General features: G+C 49.7%; 12 protein-coding genes and 1 other RNA gene. 1 reads left to right on the top strand and 12 read right to left on the bottom strand.

What is annotated here, in order from left to right; all coding sequences use genetic code 11:
• Nucleotides 1-55: 55 nt before the first annotated feature.
• The 9 genes from recR to ACX1C1_RS09215 form a co-directional block, all read right to left on the bottom strand.
• On the bottom strand, nt 56-655 hold the full coding sequence (gene recR / locus ACX1C1_RS09255) for a recombination mediator RecR (RefSeq protein ID WP_458956803.1): 600 nt from the start codon (nt 653-655) through the stop codon (nt 56-58).
• A 65-nt stretch (nt 656-720) separates the two neighbouring features.
• Complete coding sequence (locus ACX1C1_RS09250; RefSeq protein WP_458956802.1) at nt 721-1,032, bottom strand: YbaB/EbfC family nucleoid-associated protein; 312 nt, start codon at nt 1,030-1,032, stop codon at nt 721-723.
• 26 nt (nt 1,033-1,058) lie between these two features.
• Complete coding sequence (dnaX, locus tag ACX1C1_RS09245; RefSeq protein ID WP_458956801.1) at nt 1,059-2,864, bottom strand: DNA polymerase III subunit gamma/tau; 1,806 nt, start codon at nt 2,862-2,864, stop codon at nt 1,059-1,061.
• A gap of 231 nt (nt 2,865-3,095) precedes the next feature.
• Nucleotides 3,096-3,363, bottom strand: an RNA gene (ffs, locus tag ACX1C1_RS09240) — signal recognition particle sRNA large type.
• A 92-nt stretch (nt 3,364-3,455) separates the two neighbouring features.
• Nucleotides 3,456-3,890, bottom strand: coding sequence for a hypothetical protein (locus tag ACX1C1_RS09235; protein WP_458956800.1), 435 nt, complete (start codon nt 3,888-3,890; stop codon nt 3,456-3,458).
• A gap of 82 nt (nt 3,891-3,972) precedes the next feature.
• Complete coding sequence (rpmE, locus tag ACX1C1_RS09230) at nt 3,973-4,170, bottom strand: 50S ribosomal protein L31 (protein ID WP_458956799.1); 198 nt, start codon at nt 4,168-4,170, stop codon at nt 3,973-3,975.
• A 111-nt stretch (nt 4,171-4,281) separates the two neighbouring features.
• Nucleotides 4,282-5,556: a radical SAM protein gene (locus tag ACX1C1_RS09225; RefSeq protein WP_458956798.1), complete on the bottom strand. Its 1,275-nt coding sequence runs from the start codon at nt 5,554-5,556 to the stop codon at nt 4,282-4,284.
• Between the two features lie 30 nt (nt 5,557-5,586).
• Nucleotides 5,587-6,930, bottom strand: a complete 1,344-nt coding sequence (gene rho / locus ACX1C1_RS09220) for a transcription termination factor Rho (RefSeq protein ID WP_458956797.1) — start codon at nt 6,928-6,930, stop codon at nt 5,587-5,589.
• 71 nt (nt 6,931-7,001) lie between these two features.
• Nucleotides 7,002-8,261: a UDP-N-acetylglucosamine 1-carboxyvinyltransferase gene (locus ACX1C1_RS09215; RefSeq protein ID WP_458956796.1), complete on the bottom strand. Its 1,260-nt coding sequence runs from the start codon at nt 8,259-8,261 to the stop codon at nt 7,002-7,004.
• Nucleotides 8,262-8,301: 40 nt separating this feature from the next.
• On the opposite strand from ACX1C1_RS09215, the gene ACX1C1_RS09210 reads away from it, so the two are divergent.
• Entirely contained in the window at nt 8,302-8,502 is a 201-nt protein-coding gene (locus tag ACX1C1_RS09210) for a hypothetical protein (RefSeq protein ID WP_458956795.1), read from the top strand.
• Nucleotides 8,503-8,919: 417 nt separating this feature from the next.
• Here the strand turns inward: ACX1C1_RS09210 and ACX1C1_RS09205 are convergent, their stop codons facing one another.
• The 3 genes from ACX1C1_RS09205 to rpoE form a co-directional block, all read right to left on the bottom strand.
• Nucleotides 8,920-9,318 (bottom strand): response regulator, encoded by a 399-nt coding sequence (locus tag ACX1C1_RS09205; RefSeq protein WP_458956794.1) that lies wholly within the window; start codon nt 9,316-9,318, stop codon nt 8,920-8,922.
• A 173-nt stretch (nt 9,319-9,491) separates the two neighbouring features.
• Nucleotides 9,492-11,105, bottom strand: coding sequence for a CTP synthase (locus ACX1C1_RS09200; RefSeq protein ID WP_458956793.1), 1,614 nt, complete (start codon nt 11,103-11,105; stop codon nt 9,492-9,494).
• Between the two features lie 292 nt (nt 11,106-11,397).
• A complete protein-coding gene (rpoE, locus tag ACX1C1_RS09195) occupies nt 11,398-11,958 on the bottom strand; it encodes a DNA-directed RNA polymerase subunit delta (RefSeq protein ID WP_458956792.1) in 561 nt (186 codons plus the stop codon).
• Between the last annotated feature and the right edge of the window lie 111 nt (nt 11,959-12,069).

Below are 12,069 nucleotides of genomic sequence, written 5' to 3'. Positions count from 1 at the left end.
GCATATCATGCGAAGTTAGAACGGCTCTATATACGATCATTGCCAACCAACAATACTAACTGAGTTCCCTGCGACCTTCCAGCGCCTTGGACAACGTGACCTCATCGGCATACTCCAGATCCCCGCCTACAGGCAGACCATGCGCGATTCGAGTCACCTTAATCCCGAACGGCTTGACGAGCCTCGACAAGTACATTGCGGTAGCTTCGCCTTCGATATTCGGATTCGTTGCCAGGATCAACTCCTGAACGCGTTCATCGCTAAGTCTGCGTAGCAGCTCTGCGATACGAATCTCGTCAGGACCAATTCCCTCCATGGGAGAGATCGCACCTTGAAGAACATGATAATAACCATCGAATTCCTTAGTGCGCTCCATCGCCACGAGGTCCTTGGACTCTTGCACGACACAGATGACAGATCCGTCGCGAGACTTGTCTTGGCAGATCCGGCAAGGATCCGTATCCGTGATGTTGCAGCAAACCGAACAATAAAACAAATTTCTTTTTACACTGACCAGCGCTTTGGCGAAATCGATTACATCGTCTTCTTTCATCCTCAGCACATGGAATGCAAGTCTTGCCGCCGTCTTGGGACCTATGCCCGGAAGACGTGTAAAGGCGTCTATCAGTTTCGCTATGGGTTCCGGGTAATACAAGGGTGCAGCTCCTTTCAGACTTTCGGCCAAACGTTATCGGAGCCGTTCGTTCCGAGTGGCTGTTCTTAGAACAAGCCCGGAATCTTCATACCGCCAGTGAATTTGCCCATATCTTTGTTCGCAAGCTCGTCCGCCTTCGTGAGCGCATCGTTAACAGCAGTCAATACGAGATCCTGAAGCATCTCAACATCGTCCGGATCTACAGCTTCCGGTTTAATGACAATGCTAAGCACTTTCTTGTGACCGTTAACTTCAGCTGTCACTACGCCGCCGCCCGCCGTTCCTTCTACTATTTTGCTTTCAAGTTCTTCTTGCGCCTTCATCATTTGTTCTTGCATCTTCTTCACTTGCTTCATCATTTGGTTCATGTTATTCATTTGTCGTCACCTCATCATTAGTATAGTTAAGACTTATCCTTCACGACAACCAGATCTTCGCCGAACAGCTTCACGGCTTCTTCGATCCACTCTGCCCGTTTCGGCGGGGAAGCTGCTTCAAGCATTTCGTGCTCTAGTACAAAATCTCCCGCTCCCGCCGAAGTCGACTCGCCCGCGCCGTCTAATGCAGCTTGCCAGTCCTTCTGCATAACGGTGACCAATGTACAAGTCTTGCCCAGTACATCTCCGGCAATCCGTTCAATGATTTCGCGATGGTTAGGCTTCTCGGTCGTCTCTCTATGAATTTCGTTCTTGAAAGCTAGGAGCAGGTTCTGCTCTGATACAGAGACCAGCTCACCATCCTTGAGCCATGCATGAAGAGTGACCTTCTCTTCCTTCACGCGTTGCAGCACGTCGCCCCACTTCATGCGGGCACTGCCCGACTCGGGACTGCCCGCCAGAGCGAGATACGGATCCAGCTTCACCTTAGCTCGAGCAACTCCGCCTCCCCCGCCGCCAAAAGCACCTCGAGTTGCGGGGCGCGTCGCCGCTCCACCTTGTGCGCCTCTTCCTGATGCGGCCGCTTCTCCCGTTGCCGCAATCGCGACACCACCGCTAATCAACCCTTCGATCTTACGCTCTAAGGCGGCAATCTGCCCTCGTAGCGCCTGAACTTCCGAAGAGGACGCTCCACCGCCGGCAGTCGTTGTTCCTCCGCCTGTTGGCGCTGAGCCTGACTTCGCGTTTTCTTCTAATGTACACAGCTTAAGCAGCGCCACCTCGAATACGGTTTGAGGCTGGGATGCATGCTTAAGCTCCGCTTGGTAACGATTGAGCGTATCGATCATCGCGAACAATCGCTCAGGGGAATAAGCTTCGGCCATTTCACGGAATTTCTCCCGGTCCACGATCCTCTCCGTTGCTACTCCTGCACTCGGCGCTAGCTTGAGCACTAGTAGGTCGCGGAAATAATAGATCAAATTTTCTAGACACTTGTCCGGGCTCTTGCCTGCTTGCGTCAACCCTTCGACGAGCGGCATGATCGCTGCGGCATTACGATCCCGCACAGCTTCGGCCAGCTGGTAGAATTGCTCAGATGCCATTCCGCCTGTCACGTCTACGGCAGCCTCTAACGTAATTCTGGAGTCGCCGAACGCGGAAACCTGTTCAAGCAGGCTGATAGCGTCCCTCATTCCGCCTTCGGACAGTCTCGCAATATATGCGATCGCGTCTTCGTCTGCATGAATCCCCTCTTCCGAGCAGATCTGCAGCAAGCGAGCTGTCTGCTCTTGCAGCGAAACTTGGCGGAAGTCGAACCGTTGGCACCTTGATATGATCGTAGCCGGCAGCTTATGAGGCTCAGTCGTTGCAAGTATAAAGATGACATGGCCAGGCGGCTCTTCCAACGTCTTCAGCAGAGCATTAAACGCTTCAGTGGTTAGCATGTGCACCTCATCGATGATGTACACTTTATATCTAACCTCAGATGGCGCGTACCTAACCTTGTCCCGTATGTCACGGATCTCATCGATTCCGCGGTTGGATGCCGCATCGATCTCGATCACATCCATAATATGTCCTGCCGTTATCCCTTTGCAAGCGTCACATTCGTTGCAAGGCTCGATAGCGGGTCCCCGCTCACAGTTAATCGCTTTGGCCAGAACCTTGGCAGTCGTTGTCTTGCCGGTCCCTCTTGGTCCGTTGAACAAATAAGCATGCGACACTCGATTTTCTCTAATCGCGTTCTGCAGCGTTTGGATAATATGTTGTTGCCCCACCATGTCCTGAAACGTTTGAGGACGCCAGGCACGATATAATGCGATATGTGTCACGCGGCTCTTCCCTTTCAGCTTCTTCGGATTCCTATATTATACTACAATGCCGAATGAAGCGTAAGCAATAACCTCACTTATGCCGAACAGTGTCGGCTTCGATTTTTCCATTATCATTACTACCACGCAAAAATGCCTGCAATCACTTCATCCTCAAGCGATTAAGCTTGTAGAATAAGCAATTACAGGCATATATGCGGAGCTTGCGCTCATCATGTCATCTAAGCAGAACCGTGCACCTGCCTTCGATATATACGACCCAAGCGGCACTCTTGCTACACAGCTCGAGCCAGGCACTCCCCCGGCACATGAACTAACTTGCTTACGGCTGCTTCCTTCCGGACCTGACCGGGTTCACAAGCGTCCATTGCGGAGGACCCAACTGTCAACACTGCTTGCAAGCGCCAAGCCTCACATCAGCATAACCTCAGACAGGAATTCAACCTCGCTACAGCGGATTGCGAGTTACAGGGCACCGCTACCTCCCCATCTAGCACGGCAAAGACAAGTATAGTACATTCCGAGACAAAGCGCAACCGATGGATACATTTATACCATTCGCCGTTACAATCGGTCTAAGAATTCCCTTTTCTAACGACTTGTTTTGACATGCACTTCGTATCGGGGCATGTTCTGCTGCACGATCGATTGTGCCCTTGCGCGCAAACGCACGAGCTGAGCATCCGTCAAATCCGGATCACCTTTAATACTGACATGCAACTCGCTGCCATTAAAGCTGACACGAGTTGACTTGATGCCCGCGACAGGCTCCAATATCTGCTCGATCAGCCGAATATCCTTCTGGTAAAGCAACGTCGTATTACGGTTCATTAGATTGGGGTTGCTGTTGGAGTAACCCATATAACCGTCATGCCCATAGGTATTAGCTTCGCCAGGCTCCGCTCCCGAGCAACCCGCTCCAAGCAGCAAAGCGGTACCGATCAAACCGATCGTTAGTGCGTTGCGCACTGTAGACTTAACGCTTTTTATATTGCCATGACCTTGATCATGCACGAATTTGTCCATAAAAAAACCTCCCTTATAACCATAGGATGGCTGAGGGAGGTTCTTGTATTCTGCCAAATAATGGCCGAATGTTTGGTATGAATTACATGCCGTATTTCTTCTTGAAACGGTCGACGCGGCCGCCGGCATCCAGGAACTTCTGCTTGCCCGTGAAGAACGGGTGACATGCGGAGCAAATCTCAACACGAAGACTTGGTTTGATAGAACCTGTCTCGAACTGATTGCCGCAAGCGCAAGTTGCTGTAACGACGTGGTATGTCGGATGAATACCTTGTTTCATCTCGTTCACCTCTTTCTGCCCTGAGCCACATGCGGACCCAGAGTATAAATAACACAATGCCCAGTATATCACGAAGCGAGTCCCTCATGCAATGATTATCCCATTGTCAATCTAGGGAATAAGCACATTCTTCGGGCGACGCATCGCCTCCGGAGGGACATGCGTGTAGGAGCCAATTACTACTTCGGGAAGCTCCTGACGGAAGATTTCCAGCATTTGCTTCATGCCGTAAATTTCACCTTGCGCCTTTGGAATCAATGCCAGATAACTCTCTGGATCAATATTCAGATTACGCATCTGAATCAGCTTAAGTCCGGATCGCTTGGCAAAGCCGATCATCGCTTCAATCTCTTCTTCACGATCTGTGACACCAGGGAAGATCAGATAATTGATCGACGTATAAACACCTTTGTCCGTCGCGTATCTAAGCGATTTCTCGACATTCTGCAGCGTATAACCACGAGGCTTATAATACGCATTATAATGCTCATCGAGCGCACTGATTGTGCTGACGCGCATTAAGTCTAGACCAGCGTCTACAATCGCGCGGATGAAGTCAGTCAGCCCCGCGTTTGTATTGATGTTAATATAACCAAGCGAAGTGGTCGCTCTGACGCGGCGCATTGCTTCCACGATTATTTTGACCTGCGTGGATGGCTCACCCTCGCAGCCTTGACCAAAGCTGATAATGGATTCAGGCTCGCGAAGATGCTCCAGCATGATATCCACCAATTCGTCTACGGTTGGCTTGAAGTTCATCCGGGTCTGCGGCGCCAGGAATCCGCTATCGTCTGGTTGCTCGGATATACAGCCGAAGCAGCCCGCATTGCATGAATACGAGACAGGCACGGCACCTTCCCAACGATTAAGGAACGTATTAGACGCCGTCAAACACTCATAGCCCAGCGCACAATTCGAAAGATGTTTATATAAACGATTGTCTGGATATTTCTGAAGCAAACGCTCTACTTGTACGCCAAGCTCATTACGGTCGCAATTGAGCGGATCCCAGCGTTCAGGATCATCGCTTTGTTCGGCAGCGACATAGAATCCGCCGTCCTTCCAGACGACAGCTGTATAACCGAATAACGGCAGCTTCTCGTTCTTGTCAGCCTTGGCGTAACCAGGCAAACATAGACGCGTGTAGCCTTGAGGCAGCAAAGCGCCAACAGCTTGAGCGCCGCCAGGCAGCATTTGCATCTTGCCGTTGTCAGGATCTAGGCCGATGGGGCGTGTGAAGGGCAAGCTGACAAGCGTTGCGCCTTCCGGTAGAGGAATGAGCTCCTCCTCCAATATCTCCACGACCATGTCGCCGCTGCGTCCGAGACCATTATATTCTGGATGATCGAACACATTGCCGTGTTCATCTGCATATACGAGATTCATGATGTTCTCCTTCCAGCCGGGTTGCCGGCGTTAAGACCCTTGCGTCGATCTTGCGACAGGTCTTCGACTTGCGGATGACGAAGGAGAGCTGCTCTTGGCCGGCGTTCGATCGTTCCGCGGTGTTTCAAGCGATGTATCAAGCGACATAAGGAACTGCTCGTTGTTGTCCGTCTCCTTCAGCTTCTTGAGGAAATTATCAACGAATTCCATCGAATCGTTCATATTTTTGCGGATCGCCCATACTTTGTCGAGTTCTTCCTTGGTTAGAAGCATCTCTTCTCGACGCGTGCCGGATCGACGCATGTCAAGCGCAGGGAAGATACGGCGTTCCGCAAGCTTGCGGTCCAGGTGTAACTCCATGTTACCCGTACCTTTAAATTCTTCATAAATGATGTCGTCCATACGCGATCCAGTTTCAATAAGCGCCGTCGCGAGTATCGTCAAGCTGCCTCCCTCTTCCACGTTTCGCGCGGATCCGAAGAAACGCTTGGGACGATGGAAAGCTGCAGGATCAATACCGCCGCTAAGCGTACGTCCTGAAGGCGGGATGACTAGGTTGTACGCACGAGCCAGCCGCGTAATACTGTCCAGCAAGATCACTACGTCCTTCTTATGCTCAACCAGCCTGAGCGCCCGCTCCAGTACTAACTCCGCCACTTTGATGTGATTCTCCGGCAATTCGTCGAATGTAGATGCGACAACCTCACCTTTAACAGAACGCTGCATATCCGTTACTTCTTCAGGACGCTCATCAATCAACAATACGAACAGCTCGATATCTGGACGATTCTCGGATATGCTGTTGGCGATTTCCTTGAGCAAAAGCGTTTTGCCTGCTTTTGGAGGCGCAACAATCAGCCCTCTCTGACCAAGCCCTACAGGTGCTAACAGGTCCATCATTCTGGTGGATAACTTCGACTTAGAGGTTTCAAGCACTAATTTCTTCTCGGGATATAGAGGAGTAAGCGCAGGGAAGTGGAGTCGTTCTGCAGCTGTTTCGGGATTCTCTCCGTTTACAGCGTTCACTTGCAATAGGCCGAAATATCGTTCATTCTCTTTGGGAGGGCGGCACTTGCCGGATACTAGATCGCCGTTTCTCAAATCGAATCGGCGTATTTGAGAAGCCGAGATGTAGATATCCTCTTTGCTTGGCAAATAGTTAATTGGACGAAGGAAGCCGAAGCCTTCTTGAAGAATGTCCAGCACGCCTTCCATAAACATAAGACCGCTCTTCTCCGCTTGCGCCCGGAGGATGGCAAATATAAGTTCTTTTTTCTTAAGCTGACCATAGTAAGCAATTTGATATTGCTTGGCGAGCTTGTAGAGCTCGGTCAGCTTTAATTCTTCCAGATCTGCAATTTGAAGATCCGCCATATTCTCACCACTTTATTTGATTTGTTAGTTCCATCTCTTTAAATACCTATCATTAACAAAATTTGCCTTTTCTATTCCGTATCGGTTTCACGCCATACTTCTGCGCCTAGTCGCGTCAAATTCTCTACTAGATGATCATACCCACGATCGATGTATTCGACGCCGCTAATTTCGGTTACGCCGTCTTCGACTGTCAATGCAGCCACAACAAGCGCAGCTCCCGCTCTCAGATCGGCAGCCTTGACCTTGGCCGCATTAAGCTTGTTGCCTTCGATGATAGCGGAACGTCCCTCCACTCGAATATTTGCTCCCATGCGAACAAGCTCCGGCACATGTTTGAACCGAGTGCCATAGACATAGTCCGTTAATATGCTAACGCCTTTGGCTTGCGTCAGCAGTGTTGTCATGGGGGATTGGAGATCGGTCGCGAATCCCGGATATACAAGTGCCTTGACATCGATAGATGTATATTCGGGAGAACCAATAATTCGAATCGATTCGTCCATCTCAATAACTTGAACGCCCATCTCTTCCAGCTTTGCGGTCATCGCTTCCATATGCTTCGGGATCACATTATCAATCAATACATCGCCGCGCGTCGCCGCCGCCGCGATCATGTAGGTACCTGCTTGAATACGATCGGGAATAATCGAATGGCGGCAGCCATGAAGTTTCTCCACACCTTCAATCCGGATCGTTTCTGTTCCGGCTCCCTTCACGTTTGCTCCCATGGCGTTCAATAGTGTAGCGACATCTATGATTTCAGGCTCTTTTGCCGCGTTTTCGATAATCGTAGAGCCTTTGGCACGAGAAGCCGCAAGCATAATATTAATCGTTGCTCCAACACTTGCGACATCCAAATATATTTTCGCTCCACGCAGCTGCTTGGCGGTAATATGAATGGAACCATGTTCATTCGTAACAGTCGCGCCGAGCGCTTCGAATCCTTTGATATGTTGGTCGATTGGCCGCGGCTCGAAATTGCAGCCGCCAGGCATTCCAATAATAGCTTCGCCGAATCGCCCCAACATCGCGCCCATTAAATAATATGAAGCTCTAAGAAGCTTCACTTTGCCGTTAGGCATAGGTCTAGCGACCAAAGCCGAAGGATCGATACGCATCGTATCCTCATGACGCGTAACTGTAGCGCCTAGCTCACGCAAAATATCACTATATACTGCAACATCGCTGATCAGCGGTAAATTATCTAATACAACTTCCGATTCTGCCAATATTGCTGCTGGTACAAGCGCAACTGCACTATTTTTGGCACCGCTAATTTGAACTGTGCCGCGCAGCGGACGACCGCCGCGAATCATTAATTTCTCCATGAAAAGTAGGTTCCTCCTCTTAAGCTTAGAAGAGCGCAAGATGAATCGGCTGACGCCGATATTCACGACGCAGCTCGCTTCCGCTCCCGGTGAAGGTTTGCCGCTGCCTGGGCAACATGACAAAAAGACGGTTCATCCAAGTAATAGCGAGAAAGTGTTTAGCATGCACAGTCCCTTTTTTCAAGGTGAAACGGTTGCGCCATCCATAGCGGCGGGGAGCGTTTCATGCCGAGAAATATAGAGAAAGGCTATCAAAACATATACTTGCCAATATTTCGAGAAAAACCGCCTTGCCAATAGTCAAACCCTTAAGGTTTGTCCATCCAGCATATTGAAGACGGTTTTCTTTCCTTGGTTCTCTTCGCTTAAGCTTGATTATTGCTTTCGAACAAACAGAATTCCTCTGGGGTAACAGTCTTTATTGCCGTGCTGGCAGGTATTCGTTATTTGGGATTAAAAAGGGTCGGATAGGATATACGGGATATTTCAATTTTCTCTCGATCACATTCGTTGGTTACAACTGTGCAACAGTACTGACCTGTCATTCTGAGCTATTATATCACAACGAAGCAATAAATAGTAAAGCTAACTTGGGTTGCCAGAATAGCAAAAAGAAGCATCGCCCGCGCCACTTGCGGGCGATGCTTCTTATATGGCATCACGAACCTACGGCAAACCGATCTGACGAAGCTCCGCCTTGCAGATGCTTGTTCACTTCCATTCTCATCTCGTCGATGTCGAATGGTTTAGTGAAATGCATTAATGCGCCAAGGTCGGTCGCTTCTTTAATCATGTCAAGCTCTCCGTATGCAGTCATCATGATGACTTTAATTGAAGAATCGATGGCTTTGATATGCTTCAAGATTTCGAGTCCGTCCATGCCAGGGATCTTCATGTCGAGCAACACGAGATCCGGAGACTCACGTCTCACGATCTCCAGGGCAATCTTGCCGTTCGCAGCCTGGAATGTATTGTAGCCTTCGCTACTGAAAACTTCCAAAAGCAAGACGCGTATACCGTTCTGATCGTCGACAATCAATACCTTTTTCTTATCCAAGCTTCCTCAACCTCCCACGAATGATCGTCAAACTGCTACTCAAGGCGATAAGAATGATTTTCAGTCATTTTTTAATACATATTCGTGAGGGTAAAGGGATTTTCCTGCTATTGCATACAAAAAATTACTGAAAGGGAGAAAGTATGACACTGTTGTGTTCGCTTTGTCGGAAATTAACGTGAGCTTCTCTCCGAATAAGCAAGAGATGCTTGTACGAAACCTTTGAACAACGGCTGCGGACGGTTAGGTCTCGACGTAAATTCCGGATGGAATTGAACGGCCAAGAACCATGGATGCTCCTTCAGTTCGACCATCTCAACTAGACGACCGTCAGGGGAGGTACCAGAGATGATCAGGCCAGCCGACTCAATTGCTTCTCTATATTCATTGTTAAACTCATACCGGTGGCGATGGCGCTCGTACACCAGCTCATCTCCATATTCACGTGCAGCGATTGTCTCAGGTACGATCTTACAAGGGTAGAGACCCAAACGCATCGTTCCGCCCAAGTCCTCGATGTCCTTCTGATCAGGCAGCAAATCAATAACAGGATATGGCGTTGATGAATTGATTTCGGAGCTGTTGGCGCCTGCGAGTCCAGCTACGTTGCGTGCATACTCGATAACGGCAACCTGCATGCCGAGACAAATACCGAAGAACGGCACTTTAGCTTCGCGTGCATAACGAATCGCGCAGATTTTGCCTTCGATGCCACGATCTCCAAATCCGCCAGGAACCAGGATGCCATGAACGCCATTCAGCGCGTCCGCTGCATTCTCGTCCGTCAGCTGTTCAGCATCGACCCAGCGAATCTTCACTTCGGAATCAGCCGAAATTCCAGCATGACCAAGCGATTCTACGATACTGAGGTAAGCGTCGTGCAGCGCAACGTACTTACCAACGATTGCGATCTCCGTCGTGTTGTGCAACGACTTGACACGATCCACAAGGCTTTCCCATTCGCGCATGTCGGGTTGATCCGTTACAAGCTTGAGATGATTCACAACATATTCGTCGAGCCCTTGCTCACGCAACATAAGCGGCACTTCGTACAATGTAGATGCATCGCGGCATTCGATAACCGCATTCTCATCAATATCACAGAACAAGCCGATCTTGCGCTTCATGTCCTCGGCAAGCGGATACTCCGTTCGGCACACTATCACGTTAGGCTGGATACCGATACTGCGGAGCTCCTTCACGCTATGTTGCGTCGGCTTCGTTTTCACTTCGCCGGCCGCCTTGATATAAGGAATAAGCGTAACGTGAATATACATCACATTGTCGCGTCCGATGTCACTTTTAATTTGGCGAATCGCTTCCAGGAACGGCAAGCTCTCGATGTCGCCCACAGTTCCGCCGATCTCTGTGATCACGACATCGGAACCATGCTCCTTGCCCGCACGGAAGACACGATCTTTGATTTCATTCGTGATATGTGGAATGACTTGAACGGTACCGCCTAAGTAATCGCCGCGACGTTCTTTGGTGATCACGTTCGAATAGATTTTGCCTGTGGTAACGTTACTGTTCTTGGACAGGTTAATATCAATGAACCGTTCGTAGTGTCCAAGGTCAAGGTCCGTCTCCGCACCATCGTCTGTTACGAAAACTTCCCCGTGTTGATAAGGACTCATTGTTCCGGGGTCAACGTTGATGTAAGGGTCGAACTTCTGAATAGTAACTTTAAGACCTCTGTTCTTAAGCAGTCTGCCCAGCGATGCTGCGGTAATCCCCTTGCCTAGGGAAGAGACTACGCCGCCGGTTACGAATATATATTTGGTCACTGTGATGATACCCTCCATACTCCTATGTTAATAAATAGTTTACCCAATTCTCTTCCTTATTCTTCTGTTGCATCCATGCTTGCAACAAACACACGCGCAAGGCTGCCGCCACCGTCTATAAAACGGCAGGGCGACAGCCCCTTTAAACAAAAAAAGTGACACCCGTAGCTACGGGGGCACTTTTCTCTTATCGCATAGTTATGCGTATTATTGGTTAACCGAATCTGAAGCCCATGCAATAGTTTACTCTGCCTTAATAGGACATGTCAAGCATTACAACGAGCACTTTGCATTACTTATCGTCGTCATCGAAAGACTCATCTTCCTCGTCTTCGTCGCCGTCGGACTCCTCGTCATCTTCATCTTCTTCCGAGATGTCTTCTTCCTCAATCTCGATATCCTCTTCAACTTCGGCCTCTTCTTCAGCTTCTTCAAACTCTTCGGAGTCCTCGTCGTAAGCATCGTAATCCTCTTCCGCCGCGAAGTCGTCTTCTTCCTCTTCGGCGAACAGATCATCATCATCCAGATCGTCGTCGTCGTTAATAATGCGGGTACGCTTCGCGTTGCCCACTGGATCCTCGGAGCGCTCTACAGGATACCAGCGTTTCAGCCCCCACATATTGCTGCCGACGCAAGCGAACCTGCCGTCGATGTTGATCTCCGTATATACCTGAGCGATGAATTGATTGATGCCCTCTTGGGATAGACCACGAATCTTGGCGATCTCCATCATCAAATCGCGGTAGTAGTATGGCGTATTAGCCGCCTTGAGCACTTCGAACGCCAAGTCGACCATCGGCATTTCTTTCACGCGTTCTGGATCTAGCTTCAACGTAATGTTGCTGCCGCTCATATGGACACATCCTCTCTCTATGCACTGAAATGATGTACGCTGCCGCACCAGATTTATCCTCGGCAAGTCGATCGCCCCCGACCCTCGTCAGGCGGGTGCTCTCCCTGCGCA

Source organism: Paenibacillus sp. strain BS8-2 (assembly GCF_054483835.1).
Note: the sequence above shows the minus strand (reverse complement) of the source record. Positions and strands in the feature narration are given on the sequence as shown.

Bases quoted from the DNA above. Each gene is read 5' to 3' on its own strand.
- ACX1C1_RS09250 (WP_458956802.1), bottom strand. From the start codon at position 1,032: ATGAATAACATGAACCAAATGATGAAGCAAGTGAAGAAGATGCAAGAA.
- ACX1C1_RS09235 (WP_458956800.1), bottom strand. From the start codon at position 3,890: ATGGACAAATTCGTGCATGATCAAGGTCATGGCAATATAAAAAGCGTT.
- rpmE (WP_458956799.1), bottom strand. From the start codon at position 4,170: ATGAAACAAGGTATTCATCCGACATACCACGTCGTTACAGCAACTTGC.
- ACX1C1_RS09225 (WP_458956798.1), bottom strand. From the start codon at position 5,556: ATGAATCTCGTATATGCAGATGAACACGGCAATGTGTTCGATCATCCA.
- rho (WP_458956797.1), bottom strand. From the start codon at position 6,930: ATGGCGGATCTTCAAATTGCAGATCTGGAAGAATTAAAGCTGACCGAG.
- ACX1C1_RS09215 (WP_458956796.1), bottom strand. From the start codon at position 8,261: ATGGAGAAATTAATGATTCGCGGCGGTCGTCCGCTGCGCGGCACAGTT.
- ACX1C1_RS09210 (WP_458956795.1), top strand. From the start codon at position 8,302: ATGAATCGGCTGACGCCGATATTCACGACGCAGCTCGCTTCCGCTCCC.
- rpoE (WP_458956792.1), bottom strand. From the start codon at position 11,958: ATGAGCGGCAGCAACATTACGTTGAAGCTAGATCCAGAACGCGTGAAA.